The 25,882-nt window shown below is 51.3% G+C and carries 30 protein-coding genes, 1 tRNA gene and 1 other annotated feature; of the genes, 18 read left to right on the forward strand and 13 right to left on the reverse strand.

The window, feature by feature from the left end:
• Positions 1-94: 94 nt before the first annotated feature.
• The 7 genes from tadA (at position 95) to IKQ95_02570 (ending at position 6,914) form a co-directional block, all read left to right on the forward strand.
• Positions 95-1,684 (forward strand): Flp pilus assembly complex ATPase component TadA, encoded by a 1,590-nt coding sequence (gene tadA, locus IKQ95_02540; GenBank protein MBR4195573.1) that lies wholly within the window; start codon positions 95-97, stop codon positions 1,682-1,684.
• Positions 1,671-2,750, forward strand: coding sequence for a type IV pilus twitching motility protein PilT (locus IKQ95_02545; GenBank protein MBR4195574.1), 1,080 nt, complete (start codon positions 1,671-1,673; stop codon positions 2,748-2,750). The genes tadA and IKQ95_02545 overlap by 14 nt, the downstream gene beginning before the upstream one ends.
• Before the next feature lie 17 nt (positions 2,751-2,767).
• A complete protein-coding gene (locus IKQ95_02550) occupies positions 2,768-4,048 on the forward strand; it encodes a type II secretion system F family protein (protein MBR4195575.1) in 1,281 nt (426 codons plus the stop codon).
• A gap of 21 nt (positions 4,049-4,069) precedes the next feature.
• Entirely contained in the window at positions 4,070-4,561 is a 492-nt protein-coding gene (locus IKQ95_02555) for a prepilin-type N-terminal cleavage/methylation domain-containing protein (GenBank protein MBR4195576.1), read from the forward strand.
• A 212-nt stretch (positions 4,562-4,773) separates the two neighbouring features.
• Positions 4,774-4,911 (forward strand): type II toxin-antitoxin system HicB family antitoxin, encoded by a 138-nt coding sequence (locus tag IKQ95_02560; protein MBR4195577.1) that lies wholly within the window; start codon positions 4,774-4,776, stop codon positions 4,909-4,911.
• 154 nt (positions 4,912-5,065) lie between these two features.
• Positions 5,066-6,181 carry an SPFH domain-containing protein gene (locus tag IKQ95_02565; GenBank protein ID MBR4195578.1) on the forward strand — a complete coding sequence of 372 codons (1,116 nt, stop codon included), beginning with the start codon at positions 5,066-5,068 and terminating at the stop codon, positions 6,179-6,181.
• 16 nt (positions 6,182-6,197) lie between these two features.
• The gene (locus IKQ95_02570) at positions 6,198-6,914 is read left to right on the forward strand and encodes a hypothetical protein (protein ID MBR4195579.1); all 717 of its coding nucleotides are present in this window, start codon (positions 6,198-6,200) and stop codon (positions 6,912-6,914) included.
• A gap of 44 nt (positions 6,915-6,958) precedes the next feature.
• Here the strand turns inward: IKQ95_02570 and IKQ95_02575 are convergent, their stop codons facing one another.
• From IKQ95_02575 to rpmG, 10 genes are all read right to left on the reverse strand, one after another.
• On the reverse strand, positions 6,959-7,573 hold the full coding sequence (locus tag IKQ95_02575) for a hypothetical protein (GenBank protein MBR4195580.1): 615 nt from the start codon (positions 7,571-7,573) through the stop codon (positions 6,959-6,961).
• Between the two features lie 94 nt (positions 7,574-7,667).
• Positions 7,668-8,042 (reverse strand): hypothetical protein, encoded by a 375-nt coding sequence (locus IKQ95_02580; GenBank protein MBR4195581.1) that lies wholly within the window; start codon positions 8,040-8,042, stop codon positions 7,668-7,670.
• Positions 8,043-8,106: 64 nt separating this feature from the next.
• Complete coding sequence (gene rplL, locus IKQ95_02585; GenBank protein ID MBR4195582.1) at positions 8,107-8,484, reverse strand: 50S ribosomal protein L7/L12; 378 nt, start codon at positions 8,482-8,484, stop codon at positions 8,107-8,109.
• A gap of 30 nt (positions 8,485-8,514) precedes the next feature.
• A complete protein-coding gene (locus IKQ95_02590; GenBank protein MBR4195583.1) occupies positions 8,515-9,051 on the reverse strand; it encodes a 50S ribosomal protein L10 in 537 nt (178 codons plus the stop codon).
• Positions 9,052-9,068: 17 nt separating this feature from the next.
• Positions 9,069-9,198, reverse strand: a sequence feature (ribosomal protein L10 leader region).
• A gap of 30 nt (positions 9,199-9,228) precedes the next feature.
• Complete coding sequence (locus IKQ95_02595) at positions 9,229-9,933, reverse strand: 50S ribosomal protein L1 (protein MBR4195584.1); 705 nt, start codon at positions 9,931-9,933, stop codon at positions 9,229-9,231.
• 227 nt (positions 9,934-10,160) lie between these two features.
• A complete protein-coding gene (gene rplK, locus IKQ95_02600; GenBank protein ID MBR4195585.1) occupies positions 10,161-10,586 on the reverse strand; it encodes a 50S ribosomal protein L11 in 426 nt (141 codons plus the stop codon).
• 36 nt (positions 10,587-10,622) lie between these two features.
• On the reverse strand, positions 10,623-11,159 hold the full coding sequence (nusG, locus tag IKQ95_02605; protein ID MBR4195586.1) for a transcription termination/antitermination factor NusG: 537 nt from the start codon (positions 11,157-11,159) through the stop codon (positions 10,623-10,625).
• Positions 11,160-11,165: 6 nt separating this feature from the next.
• Positions 11,166-11,381, reverse strand: a complete 216-nt coding sequence (gene secE / locus IKQ95_02610; protein MBR4195587.1) for a preprotein translocase subunit SecE — start codon at positions 11,379-11,381, stop codon at positions 11,166-11,168.
• 25 nt (positions 11,382-11,406) lie between these two features.
• Positions 11,407-11,482: transfer RNA gene (locus IKQ95_02615), tRNA-Trp, on the reverse strand.
• Between the two features lie 51 nt (positions 11,483-11,533).
• Positions 11,534-11,683, reverse strand: a complete 150-nt coding sequence (gene rpmG, locus IKQ95_02620; GenBank protein ID MBR4195588.1) for a 50S ribosomal protein L33 — start codon at positions 11,681-11,683, stop codon at positions 11,534-11,536.
• Between the two features lie 171 nt (positions 11,684-11,854).
• Between rpmG and IKQ95_02625 the strand changes: the two genes are divergently transcribed.
• The 5 genes from IKQ95_02625 (at position 11,855) to IKQ95_02645 (ending at position 18,194) form a co-directional block, all read left to right on the forward strand.
• On the forward strand, positions 11,855-12,469 hold the full coding sequence (locus IKQ95_02625; protein MBR4195589.1) for a hypothetical protein: 615 nt from the start codon (positions 11,855-11,857) through the stop codon (positions 12,467-12,469).
• Positions 12,470-12,510: 41 nt separating this feature from the next.
• Positions 12,511-14,931, forward strand: a complete 2,421-nt coding sequence (locus IKQ95_02630) for a PBP1A family penicillin-binding protein (protein ID MBR4195590.1) — start codon at positions 12,511-12,513, stop codon at positions 14,929-14,931.
• A 133-nt stretch (positions 14,932-15,064) separates the two neighbouring features.
• A complete protein-coding gene (glpX, locus tag IKQ95_02635; protein ID MBR4195591.1) occupies positions 15,065-16,081 on the forward strand; it encodes a class II fructose-bisphosphatase in 1,017 nt (338 codons plus the stop codon).
• The gene (locus tag IKQ95_02640; protein MBR4195592.1) at positions 16,081-16,692 is read left to right on the forward strand and encodes a DedA family protein; all 612 of its coding nucleotides are present in this window, start codon (positions 16,081-16,083) and stop codon (positions 16,690-16,692) included. Before glpX ends, IKQ95_02640 begins: the two co-directional genes overlap by 1 nt.
• Entirely contained in the window at positions 16,689-18,194 is a 1,506-nt protein-coding gene (locus IKQ95_02645) for a YifB family Mg chelatase-like AAA ATPase (protein MBR4195593.1), read from the forward strand. Before IKQ95_02640 ends, IKQ95_02645 begins: the two co-directional genes overlap by 4 nt.
• 41 nt (positions 18,195-18,235) lie before the next feature.
• Here the strand turns inward: IKQ95_02645 and IKQ95_02650 are convergent, their stop codons facing one another.
• Together IKQ95_02650 and IKQ95_02655 are read right to left on the reverse strand one after the other, a co-directional pair.
• On the reverse strand, positions 18,236-19,387 hold the full coding sequence (locus tag IKQ95_02650) for a hypothetical protein (GenBank protein ID MBR4195594.1): 1,152 nt from the start codon (positions 19,385-19,387) through the stop codon (positions 18,236-18,238).
• Positions 19,388-19,435: 48 nt separating this feature from the next.
• Complete coding sequence (locus tag IKQ95_02655) at positions 19,436-20,140, reverse strand: aspartate/glutamate racemase family protein (protein MBR4195595.1); 705 nt, start codon at positions 20,138-20,140, stop codon at positions 19,436-19,438.
• Between the two features lie 101 nt (positions 20,141-20,241).
• Here IKQ95_02655 and IKQ95_02660 point away from each other — a divergent pair, with 101 nt between their 5' ends.
• Together IKQ95_02660 and IKQ95_02665 are read left to right on the forward strand one after the other, a co-directional pair.
• A complete protein-coding gene (locus IKQ95_02660) occupies positions 20,242-21,750 on the forward strand; it encodes a carbon starvation protein A (GenBank protein MBR4195596.1) in 1,509 nt (502 codons plus the stop codon).
• A gap of 14 nt (positions 21,751-21,764) precedes the next feature.
• Entirely contained in the window at positions 21,765-21,980 is a 216-nt protein-coding gene (locus IKQ95_02665; protein MBR4195597.1) for a cation transporter, read from the forward strand.
• A gap of 60 nt (positions 21,981-22,040) precedes the next feature.
• Here the strand turns inward: IKQ95_02665 and IKQ95_02670 are convergent, their stop codons facing one another.
• Entirely contained in the window at positions 22,041-23,174 is a 1,134-nt protein-coding gene (locus IKQ95_02670; GenBank protein MBR4195598.1) for a glycosyltransferase family 1 protein, read from the reverse strand.
• A gap of 160 nt (positions 23,175-23,334) precedes the next feature.
• Here IKQ95_02670 and rplU point away from each other — a divergent pair, with 160 nt between their 5' ends.
• The 4 genes from rplU to nadD are packed head-to-tail and all read left to right on the forward strand — an operon-like array spanning position 23,335 to position 25,874.
• Positions 23,335-23,649, forward strand: coding sequence for a 50S ribosomal protein L21 (gene rplU, locus IKQ95_02675; protein MBR4195599.1), 315 nt, complete (start codon positions 23,335-23,337; stop codon positions 23,647-23,649).
• 13 nt (positions 23,650-23,662) lie between these two features.
• Complete coding sequence (rpmA, locus tag IKQ95_02680) at positions 23,663-23,920, forward strand: 50S ribosomal protein L27 (GenBank protein MBR4195600.1); 258 nt, start codon at positions 23,663-23,665, stop codon at positions 23,918-23,920.
• Positions 23,921-23,975: 55 nt separating this feature from the next.
• Positions 23,976-25,274: a GTPase ObgE gene (gene obgE, locus IKQ95_02685; protein ID MBR4195601.1), complete on the forward strand. Its 1,299-nt coding sequence runs from the start codon at positions 23,976-23,978 to the stop codon at positions 25,272-25,274.
• A gap of 3 nt (positions 25,275-25,277) precedes the next feature.
• Positions 25,278-25,874 (forward strand): nicotinate-nucleotide adenylyltransferase, encoded by a 597-nt coding sequence (nadD, locus tag IKQ95_02690; GenBank protein ID MBR4195602.1) that lies wholly within the window; start codon positions 25,278-25,280, stop codon positions 25,872-25,874.
• Positions 25,875-25,882 lie beyond the last annotated feature (8 nt).

The raw sequence follows: 25,882 nt of genomic DNA on the forward strand, positions 1-25,882 counted from the left end.
TTTGCAGGATATATTCTTCACACAGCGGAAAAGGTTCGGTGAAATTCTCCGCGAGTACGATCTCGTGAGTCAGGACTCCCTAGACAAAGCATTAATGCTTCAGAAATCTTCCGACAAGCGACTGGGCGAAATACTCGTGTCTCTCGGAGCTTTGACCCCGACTCAGGTGGCCGAGACTCTCGCCGTTCAGCTTGAGCTTCAGTTCATACAGCTTGACCGCTATCAGCCCGAAGACGAAGCCATCAAGATGATTCCCCGCAACGTAGCAGAAAGACTCCAGCTCATTCCCCTAAAACTTGATGACGATGATACCCTTCTTGTTACCATGTCTGACCCCCTCGACCTTCCCGCGCAGGACGAAATAAAGCTCCTCACAGGCCATGACCTGAGAATAGCCACATCCGGCGGAGATGACATTTCCCGAAACCTGTCGAGAATGTACGACTTCACCGCAAACGTTCAGGGGGCAATGACTGACACATTCGATGCCGGAGACGTATACACCCCGCTTGCCGCCACGACAACGACAATGAACCCGGACGACGCTCCCCTTGTCGAACTCGTGAACAGTGCCATTCAGCAGGCAGTGAGGGAGAACGCCTCAGATATTCATTTCGAGGCTTACGAGCAGATGAGCCGCATAAGATTCCGCGTTGACGGCCAGCTCTATATACATAACCAGTACCCCGCTGTAGTTCAGCCCGCTGTCATATCACGACTCAAGATCATGGCCGGGATGGACATCGCAGAAAAACGAAAGCCGCAGGACGGCAGAATACTCACGATTATTGACGGGCGGCACATAGATTTGCGCGTAAGCTCACTTCCCACAATGAGCGGTGAGAAAGTCGTCCTCCGTATTCTTGACAGGGATCATTCATTCGTTGAGCTTGAACGACTCGGACTCGATGATGACGACATGGAGCATATCAAGAAATTCTGCGAGACTCCATGGGGCATGATGCTTGCCACAGGCCCGACAGGCTCCGGGAAGTCAACTACCCTTTATTCCATGCTCAGGCAGATAAGCCATCCCGACATCAACATCATCACCGTAGAAGACCCCGTAGAGTTCTACATTCCCGGAATAAATCAGGTCAACGTAAACGAGAAAGCCGGACTCACTTTCGACTCTGCTCTGCGCTCAATCCTGCGTCAAGACCCCGACAAAATCATGATAGGAGAGATTCGCGACACACCTACAGCGCAGATTGCTATACGCTCGGCACTGACGGGACATTTCGTGCTGTCGTCCCTTCACACTAATGACGCTCCGAGCGCGGCGGTTCGTATGATTGACATGGGAGTCGCTCCCTTCCTGCTTGCGGCTTCTTTGACCGGGGTAATTGCACAGCGTCTTGTGCGGTGCCTCTGCCCTAACTGCAAGGAAGAGTACGAAATTGACGAGGTAATGTGCGACAGGCTCAAAATCCCTCACGGAACTACGGCATTCAAGCCGGTGGGATGCCCTAACTGCCGGCACGGTTACAGGGGCAGGCGCGGAATATATGAGATTCTCGTGCTGAATGACCATCTGCGCGAAATGATAATCAAAGGCGCGGACGCTATGGAGCTTAGGAGCGCGGCAATAGAGGACGGCATGAAGACACTGCGACAGGCCGGAATTAATGCGGCGATTGCGGGATATACATCACTGGAGGAGATATTAAGTGCCACAATTTGACAACCCAGCATTAGAGGAATTAATCAGGCTTGCGATAAAGGACGGGGCAAGCGACATTCATTTAAGCTCAGGCTGTTTCCCTGCGCTGAGGATTCACGGAGAACTGAACTACATAGAGTCGTCAGAAATTTTCACGCGGGAAGCACTCGAAAAGTTTATCAGCGAGATTCTCACGGACGCACAGCTTGAACGCTTCACTAGGACGGGCGATCTTGATTTCGCGTTCGTGTATGAGACTCAGCGTTTCAGGGGCAGTGCGTACAGGGAAATGAACGGAGTCTCACTGACATTCAGACTTGTGCCGACAGAGATTCGGACTCTCGATGAGCTTGGACTCCCTCCGATTCTCAAAACGATGTCCCAGAAGCACCGCGGACTTTTCCTCGCCACAGGCCCGACAGGACACGGCAAAAGCTCAACCCTTGCGGCCATAATCAGCGAGATAAATCACAACCGCAAAGCCCATATCGTAACCATAGAAGACCCGATAGAGTACGTACATACCCCGGCGATGTCAGTCATACATCAGCGCGAAATCGGCCATGACACCGAGAATTTCGCCTCCGGGATTCGGCATGTTCTGAGGCAGGACCCGGATGTTATCATGATCGGAGAAATGAGAGACCTTGAGACTATCGGCGCGGCTGTTACGGCGGCTGAAACGGGGCATCTTGTTTTCGGGACACTCCATACTCAGGACGCTTCACAGTCGATAGAAAGAATCGTTGACGTTTTCCCCCCTCACCAGCAGAATCAAATCAGGCTTCAGCTTGCGTATACCCTGCTGGGAATCTGCTCGCAGCAGCTTATTCCCCGCGATGACATAAAGGGCAGAGTTTGCGCTACTGAAATAATGATTACGACTCCGGCGATAAGGGCAAGCATACGCGAGGGGAAAATCAGCAGTATACGAAATGCCATGCTCACGGGGATGAGTTTCGGAATGCACACGATGGAGCAGGATTTAGTGAGATGGATAAAATCCGGGAAGATTTCACGGTCAACAGGAAAAAGCTACGCATATGACCAGGGCGAAATTGATCGGGTATTATCGGCAGGGATTTAGGGCGGGGGTGATACGGGATGAAGTTCAAGTACCGGGCGAGGGCTTCAAGCGGCGAAATGGTAGAAGGCACTGTTGAGGCGGACGACCAGAAAAGCGCACTCAGCCAGCTACGCGGGGAAGGGATGATTGTCATCAACCTTAACGCGCAGGGCGGAGGCTCTTCACAGTCTCAGACATTACAGGCACCGAAAACGCAGAAGAGTTCCGGCGGAATGTCCCTGAAGGCATTAATGAACATCGACATAGGCGCGATTCTCTCCGGCGGAAAAGTCCCCCTCAAAGTGTTAATGGTATTCTTCCGGCAGCTTGCCACAATGGAAATGGCCGGACTCAGCCTCGCGACATCAATAGACGTTATAGCGGGCGGGGAAAAGAATCTGACACTCCGAAACGCCCTGCAGAACATCAAGAACAGGTTAGACAGAGGAATGCCCCTGAGTCAGGCAATGAGTCAGGAAAGAGCCTTCAGCACACTGATAATATCGCTGATTCAGGCGGGCGAGGAAGGCGGACTCTTAGGTCAGGCACTTGAGCAGTCAGCAACATTGCTTGAGAAACAGGAACAATTACGCAGCAAAATACGCAGTGCGATGTTCTATCCGTCATTCGTAATGATATTCGCCGTGGGCATATTGATACTGTTCTTTATGTTCCTCGTACCTAAGTTTCAGGAGACATTCGCCGCGCTGAACATAGAGCTTCCGCAGATAACTCTGGTAATGTTCGGCATAGGCGAATGGTTTTCTCACAACTGGTACATAGTCGCAGGCGTTTTTGTTGCGATAATAGGCGGGCTTATTTTCCTGTCGACAAACAAAGCCACAAAGCCAACGATGGACAGAATAAAGCTGAAGATTCCCGTCATGAAGGATCTTGTCATGAAGGCGGCAATGGCACGCTCAAGCCGGACTCTTTCGGCACTGACCAGCGCGGGAGTTCCAATCGTGAGAGGACTCGAAATGGCAGAAGGCACAGCGGGCAACAAGGCAGTTGAGGATGGCTACAATTCACTGCGGCAGGGGGTAATCAGGGGAATATCATTAGGAGACGCGGCGAGGCAGGCAAAAATATTCCCGGTGTTAGTTTCGCAGATGATGAGAATCGGCGAGGAGACCGGGCATCTTGACAACATGCTAGAGCGAGTCGCGACATGGTACGACCAAGAATTAGACGAACAAGTGAAGGCTACAGTGTCATTGCTTGAGCCTATGCTGATTGTGTTTGTCGGGGGAATAATCGCGATAATAGCGATCTCGATATTTGCGCCTGTAACGTCAGCAATAGTACAGCTGTCATAAAAATTCATAGAGGTGATAATCATGAAGAATCACAAAGGCTTCTCGCTCGTGGAATTGATAATAGTGATAGTGGTAATCGGCATATTGTCATCCATGTTCATGCTGTCAAGCTCTGAGTCACTCTCAAACGCAAGCGCAAACAACATCATAACGAACCTGCGTAATTTCTCGATGGCGGCCATGGCATATTACACCGACAACATTGACACATTCGGCAAAACTCCGAACAAGACAATTTCCCTGAGCGATGTTACGCCGTACATGCACAACGAAGGCAATGTACCCGACAAGGACAACTACATAGTTAAGAACAGCTCCGGGACATGGTGGGCCGGGTATAGTGTCGCAGGAATAGCGGACGGCCCGAAAGTCCGCGGCAAACTTCAAGCCCACGCTGAAGAGTACGGACTCAGAGGAAGCGGCAACGACACTCCCCCCGCAAAGGGCGTAACAGCATACTACAAGAGTACCGACAAATACGTGTGGATTCAGATACGGTCAAGCAGAAATTAACGCTTTCAGGGAAACGGAATGCCCTCGGAGAAATTTCCGGGGGCGTTTTTTGTGCCGGGTGTTAAAGTATAATTAGCCCGGAAGGAGTGAAGACACATGAGGGAACGCGGAGGCTTCAAAGCGTACAAAGGTGGCGCGGAAATATGGAGGCATTCGGGGAAAGACATACCGCCGGGGACTTTGCGTAAAATATTCAGGGAGGCAGGAATAAAATGAAATACGAATATCCGGCAGTAATAAGTTATGATTTCAACGATAAAATATACTACGTTGATTTTCCCGGCATGAGCAACTGTTTCACGGACGGAGAGACTCTGCGCGAGGCTCTCGATAACGCCGAAGTGTATTGAACCTTATGCTTCTTAACGCGGAAAAACGCGGGCTTGATATTCCTGAAGCCGCAAAAATTGAGGATATACAGCTCAGAGCCGGAGAAATTATAGCTATGGTGAAAGCAGACACGGAATTATATTCCCAAATAGCAGTGTAAAAGGACGTGGAAAAATGGCAATCGTACAAATAGTGCAGTGGGACGACAGCATAAACTCAAACGATGTACTAGCGTGGCGGTATGTCGACAAAAAAAACCCCGCAAAAAGTGATGAGTTAGGCAACTGGACTCAGCTCGTTGTGCGCGAGACTCAAGAGGCGATACTCTTCAGGGACGGCCAGGCGTTAGACCTGTTCGGCGCGGGGCGGCATACCCTCTCAACAAGCAACATACCCATGCTGGGACGGCTCATCAATCTTGCTACAGGCGGTGAGAGTGCGTTCAAGGCGGCCGTGTGGTTCGTCAACAAAGTCGACATCCCCGACATAAAATGGGGGACTCAGAATCCCATCATGCTCAAAGATCCCGAGTACCAGATTCCCATATACGTTCGTGCGTTCGGGCAGTTCGGGATTCGCGTGGACAACAGCCGGCAGTTTGTGCTGAAACTTTCGGGGAACAAGTCATCAATCACACGCAATGAAGTCGCAGAATACTTCAAGGGCCTTATACTTTCTCGAATGGGCGACATGATAGCGACATACATAGCCCACAAGAAGATTAACATTTTCGAGATTTCCGCATATCTTGATGACATGTCAAGAGAAGCTGTTGACAGAATCCGCCCGGAATTGTCGCTTTATGGGATTGAGCCGCTTAATTTCTATTTCGGCTCGGTGAATGTTGCGGACGATGACGAGGCCATGAAGAAGCTGAAATCGGCAATGGCTGAACGAGCAAGCATGAATGTTATGGGAACGAGCTACCAGCAGAAACGCTCCTTTGACGTGATGGAGTCAGCCGCGAAAAACGAGGGCGGCGGCTCACTCATGGGCGCGGGAATGGGACTCGGCGCGGGCATGGGCATGGGCGGCGCGTTCGGACAAATGGCGGCTCAAATGGGACAGTACATCAATCCGAATAACCCGGCTCCGGCTCCGAATCCGTCAGCACCTTCAGCGGCTCCAACGGCGAATCCTTCAGGGGCGGTATGCCCTTCATGCGGTCAGGGAGTCCCTGCGGGCGCAAAATTCTGCATGAACTGCGGGGCTAAACTCGTCTGCACAAACTGCGGGAATCCATTAGTCCCCGGCGCGAAATTCTGCCCTAATTGTGGCCAAAAGATATAGAGGAGTGATTGTTACGATGGGAAAATTCTTCAGCAAGATTCGCCAGGTCATGAATATATTTCTGATTATGGCGTTAATCGGAGTCGCGGCGGCCTTCTTTGCGTACTACCTTACGACCCCGGAGCAGCGCGGGCAAACGTTTTGGATCTCTGCGGGATTCTTGCTCTTTGCGCTTGTTCTTGAGACGTTAATTTTTGCGGGAATAGCTTGGCGGGGCAACAATGGGAAAAATGTCCCCGTGAGTTTCTCGAAAGCCATAATCGGCGGGGTATACTTCCTGTTCGTGATTGTCGTTGCTATATGGTGCGCTTATGCCTCGTGGACTGTTACGCGGTATATACTCGTTCATGTCGGTGGGCTTGTAGTGTTCCTTGTGCCGATGGGACTAATCAACATGGCCGAATTGAAACTGTCGAACGCTGAGTCCCGTCAGCAGGCAGAAGGCCGGGTGAATATCGCGTCAATGTCATCACGTATAGGCTATATTGTTGACGAGATGAGGGCGGCGGGAATGTCTCAGGAGGCTATATCGCAGGTGATGAGGTTCGCCGAGTCCGTGAAGTATTCTGACCCTTCCCCCGCAAGCGGGAAACTTGAGCGGGGACTCGAAAACGCCGTGAAGGATATTGAGTCAGCCGCAAAGACTCAGGACTCCCAAGCTGTGATTAATGCGTGTTCCCTCGCTGAAAGGGCATTGCGCGAAAGAAACGATTACGTGAAGAACTCAAAGTAGACCGTAAGACAGAACGCCCCCGGAGAATATGCCGGGGGTTTTTGCTACACTTGCGGGGAAAACATGTTAATCTTTATCATTCTGTTGACCTGCGACTGAAGATAGCCCGCCCCGAAAAGTATCAGCATTACGCCTGACGGTGCTATGACGTTTACGGCCTGCGACTTTTCCATGAAGTTAGCGGCGTGTTCCTGAAGAATTTTCCGTGTGATAAACGCCAGCCATCCCGATGACAATATCACGAGAGCCAGCACAATATCAAAGACTGTATACGCTGTTTCCTCATCGACTCCGCTGACTATGTACTCTGAAATTTCCGGCGGCATGAGGAACAATCCTGCGTATAAAATTGCGAACACCGCCACAAGCCACGCGGGTAGTTTTGTTTTTGTGCTGAGGGAATTTAGCGGCTTCATTCTCAGCGCATACCAGCAGACCGAATATAATCCCAGTGTGAAAATATAAAGCACCGCGATAAACGACATTGCGACAAACTTCATGGCCGGGAGATTCTCAAGAGCCTTCCTCCGTTCGTCATCTTTCTTTTGCGACTCACGCTCCCGGAATTTCTCTTCACCGTAGGGCGTAACCGTCCCGCAGTAGGGGCATTTCTCGCAGGATATTTCGAGGGGTGCGCCGCATGAATGGCACTTATTCACCGTAAATCACTCTCACTTTCATGTGTAATAAAATACCCCGGCCATGACTTGAACCGGGGCTTATCCTAAAGGAGGTGCGCTGTATGATGTGCGCTTACTGTGCTAATTTCTTCAGCGACTCGACTCTTGCCTTCTGCGCCTCAACCTGTGCTTCAAGCGTGGCGAGCTGTTCCTCTTCTGCCTTTAGTGAGTTCTTGATCCTGTCCGAGAACTGAGCCGATACAGCCTTCAGAGCCTCGAAATCTTCCTTGAGGTTCGCGACATCGGGGAGGCCGCCTTTCTCTATCTTCTCGACTCTCTGCTCAAGCGTGGCCATTGCCGCTTTTACCTCGTCAAGTTTGGGCGTGAATTTGTTCTGCATTATCGTCCACATGATATTGAGAAGGACTATAACGCATACAACGCCGATGATAATTTTCTTTGTAGTGTCTGGTTTCTGAGGGGCTTTCTTGTCTTTCTGCGCGCTCATTGTGTCATTCCTCCGTCCATAAAGAAAAGAGGCCCGAATTAATGAGCCTCAATTCTAAGCAAACTTACTTCACTTCGACTTCTGCGCCGGCCTCAGCGAGCTTCTTGCGGATCTCTTCAGCCTCTTCCTTTGACACGCCTTCTTTGACGTTCTTGGGCGGGTTGTCAACGAGTTCTTTTGCTTCCTTCAGGCCGAGTGATGTAATCTCGCGCACTGCTTTGATGACTGCGATTTTGTTCGCGCCGGGTGCTTTGTAGACGACATCAAACTCTGTCTTCTCCTCTGCGGGTGCTGCTGCTGCTCCTGCTCCGGGCATGGCCGCCATCATAACGGGAGCCGCTGACGCTGATACGCCGAATTTCTCCTCAAGAGCCTTCACGAGTTCTGAAAGCTCAAGCACTGACATTGATTCGATAGCCTGGATGATTTCTTCTTTGGTCATAATAGATTTTTCCTCCGTAATAATATTTTGTTATGCTGCTGTTTCTTCCTTCTTTGCGCGAATCTGATCGAGGCATGTAACGAAATTCCTGATCGTACCCGCAAGAACGTTGACGAACCCCGAAATAGGCGCGGCGATTGTCCTGACGACCTGACCGCGGAGAGCTTCTTTTGACGGAAGATCCGCAAGTGCCATCACCTGTGCCAAGTTAAGCTGCTGATTTTCGAGCTGGCCTCCCTTGAGGATAAATGCCTTCTGCGTTTTGTCGTTCGCGTAATCCTTGAGGACTTTTGCGACGGCTACGGGGTCATCATAGCAGAGCGCGTAAATGTTCGGGCCTTTGGTCATTTCTTCGGGAAGCTCAGAGAGTCCCGCTTCTTTCATGGCGATTGCGAAAAGGGTATTTTTTGCGACTTTAAGCTCTCCGCCTGCCTCGCGCACCTTGTGCCTAAGCTCTGTACTCTGCGCGACTGTCATCCCGCGATATTCGGCGACAAAAACAGCCTTGGTCCGCGATAATTTTTCCTTCAGCCCGTCAACAAGACTGTATTTCACTTCTGCCGGCATGTTGTGTGTTTCACCTCCTTCAACAAAAACAAGCTCCGCCCATGATAACACAGGAGGAGCATTTTTACTCTCATTTCTCACTCCTGGGCAGGGTTGGAATATTAAGCGTGAAGCCCCTGCTGTCTTGGGAATATATTTATTTGTTGCTGTCGAAAATTTTTACAGTGCTGATAATGTCTATAGGGCTAATTCCTTCTGCGCTAATGCAGGGTCAACAGCGATTCCCGGTCCCATCGTTGAAGCTATTGCGATGCTTCTTACGTAAGTTCCTTTGACTGCGGCGGGTCTTGCTTTGTATATTGCCTGCAGCAACGCTTTCACATTGTCGTAAAGGTCATCAACGCTGAAATCACGTTTTCCGGCGGCGTTGTGAATGATTCCGGTCTTGTCGGCTCTGAACTCAACGCGCCCAGCTTTGATCTCTTTAACGGCGGCTGAAAGCTCAAATGTTACCGTGCCAGTTTTCGCGCTGGGCATGAGTCCGCGAGGGCCTAAGACTTTACCGAGACGACCAACAGACTTCATCATGTCGGGAGTCGCTATTACCGCGTCAAAGTCCATGAATCCGCCCTGAATCTGCTGAACGATGTCATCTCCGCCGACTATATCCGCTCCTGCGTCCTGAGCCTCTTTGATTTTCTCGCCCTGAGTGATTACGAGGACTCTTTTTGTTACGCCTGTACCGTGAGGAAGTGAGACCGTGCTTCTTACCTGCTGATCCGCGTGTTTCGGGTCAATCCCTAACCTTACGTGAACTTCTATGCTCTCGTTGAATTTCGCTGTTGAAATCTGCTTGAACAGCTCGACAGCCTCGCGGAGTCCGTATAATTTCCCCTCCTCGATTTTTGCGGCTGCTTCCCTGTAACGCTTGCTTCTCTTCATGTTTGTACCTCCTGCGGTGAATAACGGGGCAGATTTTTCCCCTTCCGCTGATTCTGTTACCCCTCCCTGCCCTTACGCAGTGGAGGCGACCCCTCCGCGACCCCTCCGCCCTCCGGGCACCTCCCCTTTCGCAGGGGAGGCAGGAACATGGGCGAGTCCCTCGTCCCCCATGCCAAGGGGGGATTAAGGGGGGTGAACCTACCAAGTGGATTTAGGGGGGTAGGGTGCTAGTCGGTGATTTCCAGACCCATTGAGCGCGCTGTGCCTTCTATCATCCTCATAGCGGCTTCAACGTCGTTTGCGTTAAGGTCTTTCATCTTCAGCTCGGCGATTTCCTTCACCTTTGCGCGGGCTAATTTTCCGACTTTCGTCTTGTTCGGGACTCCTGAGCCTGACTCAATCCCTGCCGCTTTCTTCAGCAGTACAGCCGCCGGGGGAGTCTTCAGCTCAAATGTGAAGCTCCTGTCAGCATACACCGTGATTACTGCCGGGATAACAAGTCCGGCCTGATCCTGTGTCTTTGCGTTGAACTGCTTGCAGAACTCCATAATATTCACGCCGTGCTGGCCTAACGCGGGGCCTACAGGGGGCGCGGGCGTTGCTTTTCCGGCGGGTAACTGCAATTTTACCTGCCCTACTACTTTCTTAGCCATGATAAAAATTTTCCTTTCTGTCTATTGCTTACGGCCTTATATTTTCTCTAAGGCTTTGTAATCCGTCTCAAGCACTGAGCCGCCGAGCATGTCGCTCTTGAATTTCACACGGCCTTTTTTCGCGTTTATTTCAACTACAGGGCCGGTGAATCCTTTCATGTCGCCTTCCGCAACTACCCTCACAGTGTCGCCGACTTTGAGATCCATTTCGACTCTGGGATTCTCGTCAGCCTTCTTCATGCCGGACATAATGCGGTCAACTTCTTCCTGCGACAGCGGCATAGGGTGAGTTCCCGCGCCGATAAAACCTGTTACTCCGGGCGTGTGCCTGACTGTGTACCATGACTGCTCATCGAGAACCATCTCAATCATCACATATCCGGGATAAAGTTTGCGGGTAACTTCGCGGCTTTTTCCGTCCTTCACGACAATGTTTGTCTCTGTCGGTATAAGAACGCTGAAGATTTTGTCCTGCATCTTCATGGCCTTTATGCGCTGAGTGAGGTCGTCCTTCACGCGCTTCTCATAGCTGGCGTACGTCTGAACGACATACCATTTTCGTTCGCCCGGCATGGCAGTTTAACCTAACAGCGCGCTGAAAAGCCACGCAAGAAGGAAATCAACCAGTCCCAGATAAAGCGACACGCACAGCGTGAACACTATTACGACTAGCGTCCAGTACCATATTTGTCTGCGCGTAGGCCATGTAACTTTTTTGAGTTCGGCTTTGGCTTCACGGATGAAGTTCATTAGCGAAGACATTTTTGTGGGTTTCTCTGCTGATGATTTTGCCATTTGCTTTGTCCTTATAATAACGAAATGGCAGGCCCGGCAGGACTCGAACCTGCAGCCCCCGGTTTTGGAGACCAGTGCTCTGCCAATTGAGCCACGGACCTGCGTGAAAATTACGGGCTGAATTTTACAACAGGCTTAATCTTTTGGCAACACTACTTTGATTCCTTATGGAGCGTTGAAGCGTTGCACCACTTGCAGTATTTCTTCAGCTCAAGTTTCTTTGCCTGCTTCTTTTTGTTGACTGTTGTTGTGTAGTTGCGTCTCTTGCACTGTGTGCAGGTGAGTCCGATGATGTCTGCCATGTGAAAAAATCTTCCTTTCATTGAGGTGTGAAAACGTGAGATATTTTAGCACAGCCGGAAATTTTCACATTATAATTTTTCTTGTCCGTCAAAAATTTTACGGGAGAGGGCATTTTTTTGTTCACGCTATAAAATATCAGCCATAAAATTTTTCAGAAGGTGATTCAGAAATTGGCACACAAAAAAATTCTCGGCTACTTCACTATTGACGATGCCCCCGGAGGCAATCAGGACTGGCTCCCCGAATGGGATATGAACATGGGCGGATGTGCTGCCGTAACAGCCTGCGACACATGTATATTCCTTTCGCGCCGGGAGGAATACAGGACGCTTTACCCCTACGACCCCGGCAACCTGTCCCGCTCCGATTTCGTTCGGTTCGCCTCGTCAATGAAGCCATATCTTTATCCCCGCTATCACGGAGTCGACCTCCTCGAAACATACATATGCGGTTTCTACGATTACATGAGTCACGCAGGCAATAACAGACTCATTCTTGAGGGAGTCTCCGGCAATGTACCCTATAATGATTTCGCAGGGGCGGTAACAGATCAGATTGACAGAAATTTTCCCGTCCCGTTCCTGTTATTACATCACAAAAATCCCCGGCTTGACGATTTCCAGTGGCACTGGTTCAACCTGGCCGGCTATGAGGAGTCAGACAGCGGCATTAATATTCTCACAGTAACTTACGGCGAATATCAGTGGTTCAGACTTGAGGACGTTTACGAGACTGGCTACGAGCGCAGGGGCGGAATGATACGGATAATTGAGCGCGTATTGTGATATGATTTCACGGAATCCATTAAGCAAAGGGGCAAAATTGCATGAATGAGAGATACGGCCCGCGGCATTCACGCGGGAACAACGATATAAATTACCGCATTGACCTTGACGAAATGCTCCTCAGAAACCGACAGCATCAGCAGAGAATTAGACAGGAGCAGGAATATGAGTCCCAGCACCCGCATAATCATTCCCCGAAACCGCACAAGAGAAAACATGTCTCAATCATGAAGATTATACTGATGACTATACTTCTTGTGATACTTCTTGCGACAGGGGCATTAAGCGCGGGAGTCGCTTGGTATGTCGTGAAATTGTCCGAGGATCTTCCCAGCATGGTAGAGCTTGCCAACCCCCGTAGCAGTCTTCCTTCTATCATGTATGACAGGAACGGGGAAGTTATAGCGCGTCTCTTCATCGAGAACAGGACACCGCTAGAGCTTCATGAGATGTCCCCGAACATAATACGGGCTGTGCTTGCGGCGGAGGACTCAGCGTTCTACCAGCACGGCGGAATACGAATAGGATCTATACTGCGTGCGCTGTGGACAGACATTGTAGAGGGCGGAAAAGTACAAGGGGCAAGCACAATCACACAGCAGTTAGCGCGGAACTTGTTTTTGACACATGAGAAGAGCATAACCCGTAAGGCCAAAGAGATAATTATCGCGATGAGGCTCGAAAAATTATTCCCGAAAGACAAAATACTAGAGCTGTATTTGAACACGATAAATTTCGGGCGCGGGGCATGGGGAGTCGAGACAGCCGCCCGGACATATTTCGACAAGTCAGCAAGAGATTTAGACGTGGCGCAGTCGGCAATACTCGCGGGACTCATCGCCAACCCCGGACGCTACAATCCGCAGTCAAGCATAAGCAACGCAAAAGCCCGGCAGAATTATGTTCTCGGACGTATGGAGACTCTCGGATGGATTACGCCCGAACAGAGGCAGGCAGCATACGATGAGGAATTGCAGTTCCGCAGCCGCTCCAACAAGATTGAAGAGTACAACATGGCACCCTATTTCGTTTCTCACCTTCTGTTTAATGACCTTCTCCCGAAATACGGAAAGGATGAAGTTTACAGCGGTGGAATGGAAATCTACACGACTCTTGACCTCAAATTGCAGGAAAAAGCAAGGGAGGCAATAAACGGCCTCAACAAAAATGTAATGGGCGCACTTGTCTGCATTGAGTCAGAAACAGGCGAGGTATTAGCCCTTGTCGGAGGCAAAGACTTCAAGGAGAGCAAATTCAACCGTGCGACTCAGGCAGTCCGTCAGCCCGGCTCCAGCTTCAAGCCGATTGTTTACGCCGCAGCAATGGAAGAAGACGTAATGCCCAGCGATCACTTTCTCGATGCTCCGATAACGTTCAAGCAGAAGGGCGGAAAGGGCAAGGGATGGTCTCCGCACAATTCCGGCGGGGGGTATTCGGGCGAGGTTACATTACAGCGGGCGTTAGTCGGCTCATACAACACTGTTGCAGTGAGAGTCGCGGCATATATCGGAACGGACGCAATCGTGAAGATGGCGCGTAATATGGGAATTGAGACAAAATATCTCCCTAATGATTTATCGGTCGCGCTCGGCTCTGCGAGTCTGACTCCGCTTGAGATGGCTGTGGCGTTCAACTGCTTCAACAACGGCGGGAAAAGAATCGTCCCCCTGATGATTCGCGAAATCAAAGACCGGGACGGCAATGTGTTAGAGAAACGGCAGACGGCAGAGTCCCAGGCGATGAGGCCGGAGACGGCATACGCTCTGCGCTCTATGATGCAGGACGCAGTGAGGTCAGGGACAGGAAAGCCCGCGGCAATCAAGGACATCAACACATTCGGCAAGACAGGAACGTCAAATGATTTCATTGACGCATGGTTCTGCGGAGGCGTTCCCGGGCTGACAACGGTTGTTTATGTCGGGCGCGATGATCACAAGTCGATGGGTCGCCGCGCTTTCGGCGGGACAATGGCCGCTCCTGTGTGGAAAAAGTTTATGACGTATGCCGCTGAAGAGCAGAATACCCCGGCGAATTTCCCGGCTCCGCCTGACTGGGTAGAGGTCGACAAGGTATCAATCTGCCGTGCTACTGGCTACCGTGCGCGGGGAGGGTGTCAGGCTGTCCCGCTGTTTTTCCCGAAAGGAAGAAGCCCTACTGCCTCATGCCCCGTTCACGGAGGGAGCTACAGAGCCGCCGACAATGATCCGAGAGGCCCGCGGCTTTTCCTCGTTGAGCAGGATGATACGTATCTTGCGCGTTCGTACTCAGAGCCGAGAGAGTCAGGAAGCAAGAAATCATCACAGCAGGAGTCCTCACAGGCAAAAGCCTCCCAGCAGGTCAGCGCACACACAAATGCCGCTGTGCCGAGACCGTCAGCACCTGCCCCGAAACGGAGCGAGCCACAGCTGAGCGAGGTTGAGCAGCGTTACCGGCAGTTGCTGAAACAATACGGCTTGGAGTAAATGCCGCCCCCGGTGTGAGAGCATCGGGGGATTTTTTTACCCTCATCAATTCTGATTTCTGTTATATAATTTTTCCCATCACAAAAAACATTCACACAAAAATTTTTCACGGGAGGAAATTTTCATCATGGCATTGTTCGCGCAGGACAAGAATCTTGCTATGGAGTTAGTCAGGTCAGCAGAGGCCGCTGTCATGGCATCGGGTCGCTGGTTCGGACTCGGCGACAAAAACGAGGTTGACCGCGCCGCAGTAGAGGCTATGCGCTACGTTTTGCACGGTGTTGACATGAAGGGCGTTGTAGTCATCGGCGAGGGCGAAAAGGACGAGGCTCCCATGCTCTTTAACGGCGAGGAAGTCGGCACAGGTGAAGGCCCTGAAGTCGATATAGCTGTTGACCCTATAGACGGCACAAGGCTTATGGCGCAGGGGCAGGACGGTGCAATAAGCGTAATCGCCGCAGCTCCGAGAGGCTCAATGTTCAGCCCGGATAATCTCTTCTACCTCAACAAAATTGTTACTGGCCCGGAAGCAGCAGGGTATATCGACATTCAAGCCCCTATAGAGTTTAACGTCCGAATAGTCGCAAAGGCAAAAGGCAAAAAGATAGAGGAGACCACCGTTGTAATGCTTGACCGTCCGAGAAACGCCGAAATCCTCAAAAAGGTTCGGGCAATGGGTGCGCGGGTCAGGCTAATCGGGGACGGAGATGTAGCAGGCGCATTGATGACGAGTCTCCCCGGCCATGAAACAGCAGATATACTTCTCGGCATTGGCGGATCTCCCGAAGCCGTAATCACTGCCTGCGCTATGAAGTGTCTTGACGCTAACATGCAGTGCCAGCCGTATTTCAGGAATGACGATGACGAAGCGAAAGCTAGGGAGCGCGGACTAACACGCGATACAGTTCTGACGATTGACGACCTCGTGAAGGGGGACAATGTATTTTTCGCGGCGGCGGGAGGGTCTGACGGTGATTTACTGCGCGGGGTTCACTATCACGGGGCGCATATTGAGACTAACTCGCTTTGCATGAGGAGCAGCTCAGGGACAATCAGATTCATATCCGCGACACATTCACAGAAAAAACTTGAGGAAATGGGCGGGAATATCGCCTATGACCCGTCAGTAAAAGAGGAGCTTGGACTGTAATGCACATAATCAGCGCGCTTACCTCGTGGCTTGTCGACACAATCGGCAGTATGGGCTACACCGGCATAATATCGCTAATGTTCCTCGAATCGTCGTTCTTCCCTTTTCCCAGTGAAGTTGTCATGCCTCCTGCGGGCTATCTCGCGTGGAAGGGGGAAATGTCTTTGTCCCTCGTGCTGATTTCCGGCATTGCCGGGAGCTTGCTGGGTGCGCTGTTCAATTACTGGCTGGCGGTGAAATTAGGCCGTCCGTTTCTGCTGAAGTACGGAAAATATTTCTTCATATCCCCCGAATCAATCGACAAAGCCGACAAATTTTTCTCCAAGCACGGCCATGTAAGCACCCTTGTAGGCAGACTACTTCCCGTAATACGTCAATATATTTCCCTTCCTGCCGGAATTGCGCGTATGCCAATGAAAACGTTTATGCTCTTCACGACAATAGGCGCGGGGGCGTGGGTTGTTGTGCTGACGTTCGCGGGCTACCTTCTCGGAGAACATCAAGACATGCTGAAAGAATATCTCCATGTCATAACGCTTGCATGTGTCGGACTCGCTGTGATTATCGCGGGAGGCTACATCCTCTATCTCAGGAGACGGCGGAAATCATGAGCGGTATACCCGGCGTAACGCTGAGGGGAATGGAGGCACTTCCCGTTGAAGTCGAGGTAGAAATCACCGGGGGAATATTTCAGGTGAATATTGTCGGAATGCCTGACACGGCGGTGCGTGAGTCAAAAGAGCGCGTGAGATCTGCATTGCGTTCGCTGGGTCTGAATCTGCGCGGAAGAGTCTCCGTCAACCTTGCCCCTGCTGACCTCCCGAAAGAAGGCGCACTGCTTGACCTTCCTATAGCACTGGGAATGATTAAGGCAATGGGCGCACTGAAGGAATGTCCGAAAGCGTTATACATGGGAGAACTTGCGCTTGACGGTAGATTGCGGCGGGTGAGGGGTGCTGTTCCGGCGGCGTTTCTTGCGCGGAAAATGAAAATCCCGCTGTACATTCCATCGGGGAACGCTGAGGAAGTCGCGTTAGTGCAGGGAGTGGAGGCTTACTGCGCGGACAATCTCGCCGAACTCGTCATGATGATACGGGGAGAAGAGAATCCCCGGCCATTACCCCCGGCGTATATTCCTGATTTGCCTGTGAACGCTGACCCGGATTTTTCCGACATAAAAGGACAGATTCAGGCAAAAAGAGCCGCAGAAATCGCCGCGGCAGGCCATCACAATTTGCTGCTTGTAGGCTCACCCGGAAGCGGTAAGACCCTAATCGCCAAAGCCATCGCCGGAATTTTGCCGCCTCTCACTGATGACGAGCTTGTAGAAACAATGCTAGTACGCAGCACTTTGGGACTTGAGACAAAAGCCGGGCGCATTAGGCCGTTTCGGACAGTACATTTCACAGCAAGCACCGTATCAATCTGCGGAGGAGGCTTTGACTTGAGGCCGGGGGAAGTGTCATTAGCTCACAGGGGCGTATTGTTCCTCGACGAGTACACAGAGTTCCGGCGGGACTTGACCGAGAGTTTACGCGCTCCGATTGAGGACGGAGAAATTCACGTTAGCCGGGCTTCAGGGTCAGTAACATACCCTTCAAGAGTGCTTCTTGTGCTGGCGGCGAATCCATGCGCCTGCGGTTACTTGGGAGACCCCGTACAGCCGTGCAAATGCTCACCGTCAGAAATAGAACGCTACAAGCGAAAACTTTCCGGGCCAATCATGGACAGGATAGACCTACAAATAGCAGTGCCGAGACTCACACCGCAGGAATTATTGTCCATCGACAAGAACAGCAAGCCCCCCGAAACAAGCGCGGCAATCAGGGAGAGAGTCATACGCGCAAGAAATATACAGGTTGAACGCTGGCGGGAATATGGTTTTGTCTGCAACGCCGAAATCCCCGAAAAGCTCGTGAAAAGATGCCTGACGCTTGACGACGACACGCGGTCATATCTTGCGTCAATGGCGGCGAAAGTGAACTTATCCGGGCGCGGGTTAAGCCGTGTGCTGAAAGTTGCCCGGACTATAGCTGACCTTCTCGGCGAGAAAGACATTCAGAAAATGCACATTGCGGAAGCGTTGATGTACCGTCAGCGCGGCGAAAGGTGAAAAAAATTCCCCCCGTCTTTTTTCAGGCAGGGGGAAAAATACTACTCATCATCATAATCATATTCCTTGGCTTTTTTCAGGGCGCGGATATGCTCGGCGAGGAACGCCCAGATAATTCCAAGCCCAAATCCGGCCATTGCCCCTAGAACTATAATCCTTGCCCGACGCGGAAGGTACTTGTAATCCGGGGGCGTTGCAGGGTCTACAATCTGGAGCGTAGAAAGGTCGTTGGCCTCAGAAAGTTTCGCGTTCTCGTACTGCCTCAGCATAGTGTCATACTTGACTGTTGCGAATCTCAAAGCGCGCTCATATCTCATATACTCTACATTAAGCTCCGGGACGTTTCCCAGCGAGGACAGAATATCTCCCGATGTTGCGCGCCCCTGCCTGCGCTCTGTGCGCTTCTGCTCTTCCTCTAGGCGGTGAAGCTCCTTTGTCATGGCCTCAAGCTGTGAGCGGGCGAGCTTGAGACGGGGGTTGTCCTGGCGGGCATAGCTTGAGAGCGATGAGATTTCGACATTTTTGGCGGCTATCTGGTTTCTGAGGCTTGATATTGATCCGAGCAGGGAGGCTGTCTGAGACCCAAGGGCAAGCACTCCGCTGTTCTGCTGGTATTTCATCATGGCGTTCTCCGCATCGGCTAATTCCTGCTGTGCCTGCATGAGCTGATTCTCGAAAAATAGCCTCTTCTCCTGCGCGTCATCAAATGCTATCTCCCTCATCTTGAGCTGAAGCTGTTCGACAAACGCATTCGCCATGTCCGAAGCTCTCTGCGGATCTGTATGGAGGTACGCAACGCTGAGAATACCGCTGCTGTTGTCGACAGTTGCCTCAAGGCTTCCCAGTACAGCCTGCCTCGCCATTAGCCGTATGTCCATGCTCATTTCCTCCATGAGGTTGAATTTGTCGATAATCGCGTCAACCACCGTGTTGCCGTTAAGGATGCCTATCATCCTCTGAGCCGATGACCCCGGCTGAAATCCCATAAAGGTCGCAAATCCTCCGTACGGGGACGATGTTCCCCCCGGCGGAATGATCCTGCATTCAGCACGGTATATAAACGGCCTCGTGAAAGCATATACGGTAGCCGCCGCCCCGAAAATAAACGTCAGGAAGAATATCAGCCATTTTTTTCTCCAAAGTATGCTGAATATGTCTAGCAGTGATAATTCTTGCTCGTCTTCATACTGCATGTATCAAATCAAATCCCTTCATGTGAAATTTTGCGCTGATTATAACATTCAAGCCCCGTAAAGCACACGGATACATGCCTCACTCAGTGCCTTTAGGCTCGAAACCTGCCTTTCACACGGAAGCCCGGAAGCCTCATACGCAAGCGGCAATTCAGTGCAGCCCATCGTAACAGGAACATCACGCTCCCGCCACAATTCACGGACAACATCATTCATGATCTCCCCCGCCGTTTTCATGTCTCCGGCTTTTACCTTCCTCACACAGAGCTGGACTCTCTCCTGCTGATTCGGGGACGGCTTCAGGAAGTGATAATTCATTCTCTGCGCACACTCCGGGTAAATCATGCTCTTCTGTGTCCCGTCAGTCGCAAGAAGCCACGAGCAATTACCCTGACTCAATTCCTTTGCGGCCTCAACGGTAGCTTCTACGATGTGGATTAACGGCACGGGCAATTCATCCCTGAAGCGGTCAATGAAGTAGTGCGCGGTGTTGCAGGGGACAGCGAGAACATCCGCCCCCCATTTCACGAGCTGAAGAAGGTTGCGACGAATCACGGGCAGGGGGTCAGGGCCGAGTCCCATGAGGCCGTCGCTCCTGTCGGGTGTCTCAGGGTCAGACAGCATTATGATTTTCGGGTGCTGTGAGTCATTTTCGGCGGGACAGTCGCGGGCGAGTATTCGGAGAAATTCAGCGCAGGCAGCCGGACCCATTCCGCCGAGAACGCCTAACACTTTTTCCGGACGTGCTGACATGGAAAATACGCCTCCTTTAATGTTTGTGCTTGATTATATTTTGGAATGGACTAAAATTTTCCACATACTACCACAATTTTTCAGAAGGGAGAAAAATTTTCATGTATTCATTTATCGGCGGCCTTGTGATTCTTGTGCTTGGCTATATGATTTACGGCGCGATTGTCGACAAGATTTTTGCTCCGACAGACAACCCGACACCGTGCGTTGCTCATCCTGACGGCGTTGACTTTGTTCCCATCACCCCGGGGCGTGCGTTCCTGATTCAGCTCCTGAACATCGCCGGGCTTGGGCCTATATTCGGAGCCTTAACGGGAGCTATCTGGGGGCCTCAGGTCTATTTGTGGATAGTTTTCGGGACAATTTTCGCGGGGGCAGTCCATGATTATCTCGTTGGTATGCTCTCAGTGAGGAATGACGGCGCGAGCGTCTCAGAGATCACCGGGAAATATCTCGGAGGCTTCATGCTTCAGGTTATGCGCCTGTTCTCTGTCGTCCTTCTCGTGATGGTCGGAGTCGTCTTCATGGTAGGCCCCGCGGGACTTCTCGCGCTCATGGTAACACAGGGCACAAGCGGTGCTGTAGGTGCTGCGGCGGCAGGTGCTCCCGCCACTGCGCTGGGCTACACTGCGGCGGAATGGACAAAGATTCTCACCGTCATAATTCTTGTGTATTACTTCCTCGCTACCCTCCTTCCCATCGATAAGGTAATCGGCAAGATATATCCCGTTTTCGGCCTCGCGCTTATCTTCATGGCAGTCGGGATCGGCGGTGTTACGGTCATGAATCACATCAACGGAACAAAGCCCATGATTGAATTGTGGGAAGGTCTCTACAACATGCACCCGAAAGCCGACTCAATGCCTATATGGCCGCTAATGTTCATCACGGTGGCCTGCGGAGCGATTTCGGGATTCCACGCTACACAGTCCCCGTTGATGGCGCGGTGCTTAACGTCAGAGCGTCAGGGAAGGTTCGTATTCTACGGCGCAATGGTAGCTGAGGGAATTATCGCGTTGATTTGGGCAAGCGCGGGTATTGCGTTCTACAATGCGACAGACGGCGGATTTTCTACAGCAGGGCTTCTCGCGGTCGGCGGAGGAAACTCAACGAGCGTATATCAAATCTCTGTCGGACTCTTAGGGCCTGTAGGCAGTATTTTGGCGTTACTCGGCGTTGTTGCATGTCCGATTACGTCAGGCGATACTGCATTCAGGAGCGCACGTTTAACCCTCGCTGACTGGTTCAAGATTGACCAGAAGGGAATGGCGCCGAGACTCCTTCTTGCAGTTCCGTTACTCGCGGCGGGCTACGGTATTTCGTTCCTCGACTACGGAATCGTATGGCGTTATTTCTCATGGTCGAATCAGACTCTCGCTATGATAGCTTTATGGGCAGGCGCGGTGTATCTCTGCAGGAACGTCAGCAAGGGCGCAAGCCTCATGGCCGCAATCCCGGCTACGTTCATGTCAGCGGTCAGCGTAACATACTTCTGCATTGCTCCTGAATGCTATTTGATGCTTGAGAGGACTCTTGCTTACGGAATCGGAATTGGCGTTGCGGTATTATTCGCGCTGATATTCTGCTTCACGACTTACCGCAAAGCATAGCAGAGGACTCAATCATGAAGAAAGTCATTCACGTTGTAGGCATGGGCTGTGAGAAGTGCGTTGCCCACGTCAAAGAAGCGTTAGAGGGACTCGACGGCGTTACGTCAGCAGAAGTGAGCCTCGACAAAAACACGGCGGTAATCACAATGTCGGCTGATGTTGCTGACACGGCGATAATCGCGGCGATTGACGAGGCGGGCTACGATGTCAGCAAGATAGAAGCGGCGTAAGTCTCAGCAATACGAACTGTGAACGGGTTGTGCGGAAAAACACAGCCCGTTTTTTTGCGCTCATATTCCGAGAAGCTGACAGTACCATTCAGACATTCTCGCGCCCTGAGTCTTAACGTCAAATCCTGCCTCCCTCGCGTAAATGCTCATGTCCCGGCGTATATGGCCGTCTGAAATCTTCAGTGCCTCATCAGCCCATTCACCTGCGGATTTTTTCAGCGGGAAAAAGTGAAAGTTATCACAAATTTTTGCGTCAATGGGAAGTTCAGTAGACGCTATCACAGGAAGCCCCGAAACTTGAGCCTCAACAACAGACATACCGAGTCCCTCGTAAAGGCTGGGAAATATAAATACGTCCATAGCCTGATAATATTTCTCCGCGTCTTGAACATCTCCGGCAAATATAACGCTGTCATTTAGGCCAAGCCGCGAAACTTTTTCCCTCACGTCCTCCATCAACGGCCCCTCGCCCGCAAGAAGAAGCACAGAATTTTCACGCCTCCTGAGAATCTCGGCGAATATGTCGACAAGGAAATCATGATTTTTCTGAGGCATGAAACGCCCCGAATGACCCACAATGAATTTATCCGACAGCTTGAGCTTCCTGCGAGTCTCATTTCGGACTGTCTCATTGTAGGCGAATCGTTCGGTCTCGATTGCGTTCTGCCAGATTCTGACGCGCCCGGAGTCCACTGCTCTGCGCCCGAACTGAAATTCCCCGGCGAGCTTTGAGCAGGCACACATGTGGGTCGGGAAAATCCGCGAGAAATTCCGCAGGGTATACTTCATGATGTTGCGGGCTGTCTCGCCTTTTCCCTTTCCTGCTGTTGTGTGGGAGTGCGCGACTCTCAAAGGGACTCCCGCCCTCCATGCCGCGAATAGGGGAAATACTGACATCGTATTCATGTGCGAATATACAAGCGGGTAATTATTCTCCGTGAAAAGTTTGTAGAGTGCCTTGTGATATTCCGCCGCTTTCTGATACGGAGGGACTACGATAATTTTTCCGCCCATGCTGTTTATGAAGTCTTCATGAGTGTGCGTTGAATCCGCGTCAATGATAAAGTCATACTGTATTTTTGAGCGGTCTATGTTCTTGTAGTAGCCGAAAATTACGGACTCGACTCCCCCGTTACGCATTATGCCTATCACTTGCGCTATTCTTACAGGTAGCGCGGGCTTGATTATGGACATATAAAGCTATTTCCTTTCGCTGTGCGGAATTTTCGCCTATTGTAGCACAGGCTGACCGCTAAAACTTTCCTGTATGCTATAATCTTTCACATCTCGCATGAATCAGGCTTTAACGTGAGACTCACACGGCCTTGTTTCAGCGTAAGGAGGAAAAAATTTCATGTTCGCAGTAATCGAGACAGGCGGAAAACAGTACCGCGTGAATGCCGGGGACAAGTTCAGAGTAGAGAAGCTCCCCGGAGAGACAAGCACAGAGATAATTTTCGACAAGGTTCTTGCTGTCGGAGGAGATGACACAGAGACACGCTTCGGCAATCCCTACATCACAGGTGCGAGAGTTACGGCCGAAATCGTAAAGCAGGGGCGCGGGGACAAGGTGTTAGTCTTCAAGTACAAGAGCAAGAAGAACATCCGCAAAATGCGCGGGCATCGTCAGTACTTCACAGAAGTAATCATCAGGAACATAGAAGCATAACGGAGGCACAGTCATGGCACACAAGAAAGGTCAGGGAAGCTCAACTAACGGACGCGACAGCCAGCCCAAGTACAGAGGCATAAAGGTTTACGCGGGTCAGACAGTAACAGCAGGAAGCATACTCGTACGGCAGTGCGGGACAAAGGTTCACCCGGGAAAGCACGTAGGACTCGGACGCGATTTCACGCTCTTTGCGCTGGTGCCGGGAAAAGTAAACTACCACAAGAAACTCGGACGCAAATTCGTATCGGTTGAGCCTGCACAGGCATAACACAGAGAAATCACGAAAGCCCCTGAAATACGGGGCAATTTTTTTACCGTCAACAATGAAATTCACAGACACAGCAGAAATTTACGTTAAGGCCGGGCGCGGGGGGAACGGTGCTTTAAGTTTCAGGCGCGAAAAATTTGTGCCTAAAGGAGGCCCCGATGGCGGAGACGGCGGCAAAGGCGGAGATGTCATAATTGAGGCTGTCGGCGGAGTCGTAACGCTTGCTGATTTCGAGTATGACAGACGATTTCAGGCAGGCCACGCAGGACACGGAAGCGGCGCAATGAAAACAGGCTCAAACGGTGAAGATTTAGTGATACATGTTCCTTGCGGGACTCTGATTCGTGAAACTGGCGATGACAAAATACTTGCTGACCTCACAGAACCGGGGCAGAAATTTATCGCGGCTCACGGCGGGAAAGGCGGACGCGGTAATTCTCACTTTGCGACATCATCACGGCGCGCCCCGAAATTCGCGGAGAAAGGCGACACGGGCGAGGAAAAATCTTTGTCGCTTGAGCTGAAATTGATTGCCGATGTCGGACTCGCAGGCTTCCCGAACGCAGGAAAGTCAAGCATACTTTCAGCCATAAGCGGCGCAAAACCCAAAGTAGCAGGCTACCCTTTCACGACACTGACACCGAATCTCGGAGTCCTTGCGGTTGATGACGCGCAGGTCGTGATTGCCGATTTGCCCGGACTCATTGAGGGAGCGCACGAGGGTAAAGGACTCGGCCTTCAGTTTTTGCGGCACGTTGAGAGAACGCGAATATTATTACATGTTATCGACCTCTCACAGCCTGACCCCGTTTCTACGTTCCGCGCTCTGATGAATGAATTTCGCGAATACGGCGCGGGACTCGACAAGCGTCCCTGTATCATCATAGGCAACAAGATTGACATTCCAGGAACCGCTGAGAACTCGCAGAAATTGCAGGAGGAAGCCGAGAGATTATCAGCCCCGTACATGGCCGTAAGCGCGATGTTCGGCACGAATATTCCTGAGCTTATACGGGCGGTTGCTGACCTTGTGAGACGGACTCCCGCAACAGCCCCGGAAAATGACTCGCCCGAAATAATCGAGTTACCCATGAGGAAATCAACAGGTAGAAATTTACGCGAACCCGTGAAAATAATCCGGCAGTCTGACGGGTCATTCAGAGTCGAACATGCAAACTTTGAGAAGTCAGTCGCAAGAATCAATTTTGAGCATGAAGACGCTTTGCAGAAATTCGCCGGGCTGTTAAAGGCACTCAGCGTTGAGGAGGCACTAGAGGCAGCCGGAGCGAGAGAGGGCGACAAGGTTTATATTGGCGATGTTGAATTTAACTTTGAGCCTGATACGGCAGGTTAGGCCATGAAAACGGGCATAATGGGAGGGACTTTTGACCCGATACACTACGGTCATTTGCTGGCGGCTGAGGAAGCGCGCATAAATCTCGGAATTGACCGGCTAATCTTTGTTCCGACAGGAGACCCACCGCACAAGCACGAGCGAAGAATTACCCCTGCTGAAGACCGTTACGCGATGACTCTTCTTGCCACGGCGGGAGTGTTGGAATACTCAGTATCACGGATTGAAATCGACAGGAAGGAAGAGACTCACACCGTAGATACCCTGCGGGCGTTTCTTGACACGGGAATAAGGCCGGAAGATTTATACTTCATCACGGGGCTTGACGCAATGCTGTCGATAACATCATGGTATGACTACGAGAAAATCCCGGAGCTTTGCACGCTTGTTACTGCCCGCCGTCCGGGCTACCCTGTCAGCGGAATAGAATCGCTCCCGGAGTTTATACGCTCAAAGCTGAAATATATCGAGATTCCGCAATTCTCAGTGTCAAGCACAGAAATACGCGGGAGAGTAAAATACGGAAAAGGCATAAGGTTTCTTGTTCCTCATCTTGTCGAAATCTACATAGAGTCGAATAATCTCTACAAAAATTTATGAGAGGTGAT

Source organism: Synergistaceae bacterium (genome assembly GCA_017540085.1).
In the GTDB taxonomy this organism is placed as follows: Bacteria; Synergistota; Synergistia; order Synergistales; family Aminobacteriaceae; genus JAFUXM01.

Bases quoted from the DNA above. Each gene is read 5' to 3' on its own strand.
- obgE (MBR4195601.1), top strand. From the start codon at position 23,976: ATGAAATTCACAGACACAGCAGAAATTTACGTTAAGGCCGGGCGCGGG.
- IKQ95_02550 (MBR4195575.1), top strand. From the start codon at position 2,768: ATGAAGTTCAAGTACCGGGCGAGGGCTTCAAGCGGCGAAATGGTAGAA.
- rpmG (MBR4195588.1), bottom strand. From the start codon at position 11,683: ATGGCAGACATCATCGGACTCACCTGCACACAGTGCAAGAGACGCAAC.
- IKQ95_02580 (MBR4195581.1), bottom strand. From the start codon at position 8,042: ATGAGCGCGCAGAAAGACAAGAAAGCCCCTCAGAAACCAGACACTACA.
- IKQ95_02560 (MBR4195577.1), top strand. From the start codon at position 4,774: ATGAAATACGAATATCCGGCAGTAATAAGTTATGATTTCAACGATAAA.
- rplL (MBR4195582.1), bottom strand. From the start codon at position 8,484: ATGACCAAAGAAGAAATCATCCAGGCTATCGAATCAATGTCAGTGCTT.
- secE (MBR4195587.1), bottom strand. From the start codon at position 11,381: ATGGCAAAATCATCAGCAGAGAAACCCACAAAAATGTCTTCGCTAATG.
- IKQ95_02570 (MBR4195579.1), top strand. From the start codon at position 6,198: ATGGGAAAATTCTTCAGCAAGATTCGCCAGGTCATGAATATATTTCTG.
- IKQ95_02630 (MBR4195590.1), top strand. From the start codon at position 12,511: ATGAATGAGAGATACGGCCCGCGGCATTCACGCGGGAACAACGATATA.
- rpmA (MBR4195600.1), top strand. From the start codon at position 23,663: ATGGCACACAAGAAAGGTCAGGGAAGCTCAACTAACGGACGCGACAGC.
- IKQ95_02565 (MBR4195578.1), top strand. From the start codon at position 5,066: ATGGCAATCGTACAAATAGTGCAGTGGGACGACAGCATAAACTCAAAC.
- IKQ95_02555 (MBR4195576.1), top strand. From the start codon at position 4,070: ATGAAGAATCACAAAGGCTTCTCGCTCGTGGAATTGATAATAGTGATA.
- IKQ95_02595 (MBR4195584.1), bottom strand. From the start codon at position 9,933: ATGAAGAGAAGCAAGCGTTACAGGGAAGCAGCCGCAAAAATCGAGGAG.
- IKQ95_02590 (MBR4195583.1), bottom strand. From the start codon at position 9,051: ATGCCGGCAGAAGTGAAATACAGTCTTGTTGACGGGCTGAAGGAAAAA.
- IKQ95_02640 (MBR4195592.1), top strand. From the start codon at position 16,081: ATGCACATAATCAGCGCGCTTACCTCGTGGCTTGTCGACACAATCGGC.
- IKQ95_02650 (MBR4195594.1), bottom strand. From the start codon at position 19,387: ATGCAGTATGAAGACGAGCAAGAATTATCACTGCTAGACATATTCAGC.
- nusG (MBR4195586.1), bottom strand. From the start codon at position 11,159: ATGCCGGGCGAACGAAAATGGTATGTCGTTCAGACGTACGCCAGCTAT.
- nadD (MBR4195602.1), top strand. From the start codon at position 25,278: ATGAAAACGGGCATAATGGGAGGGACTTTTGACCCGATACACTACGGT.
- IKQ95_02655 (MBR4195595.1), bottom strand. From the start codon at position 20,140: ATGTCAGCACGTCCGGAAAAAGTGTTAGGCGTTCTCGGCGGAATGGGT.
- IKQ95_02645 (MBR4195593.1), top strand. From the start codon at position 16,689: ATGAGCGGTATACCCGGCGTAACGCTGAGGGGAATGGAGGCACTTCCC.
- IKQ95_02665 (MBR4195597.1), top strand. From the start codon at position 21,765: ATGAAGAAAGTCATTCACGTTGTAGGCATGGGCTGTGAGAAGTGCGTT.
- IKQ95_02660 (MBR4195596.1), top strand. From the start codon at position 20,242: ATGTATTCATTTATCGGCGGCCTTGTGATTCTTGTGCTTGGCTATATG.
- rplK (MBR4195585.1), bottom strand. From the start codon at position 10,586: ATGGCTAAGAAAGTAGTAGGGCAGGTAAAATTGCAGTTACCCGCCGGA.
- IKQ95_02670 (MBR4195598.1), bottom strand. From the start codon at position 23,174: ATGTCCATAATCAAGCCCGCGCTACCTGTAAGAATAGCGCAAGTGATA.
- rplU (MBR4195599.1), top strand. From the start codon at position 23,335: ATGTTCGCAGTAATCGAGACAGGCGGAAAACAGTACCGCGTGAATGCC.
- tadA (MBR4195573.1), top strand. From the start codon at position 95: ATGCTTCAGAAATCTTCCGACAAGCGACTGGGCGAAATACTCGTGTCT.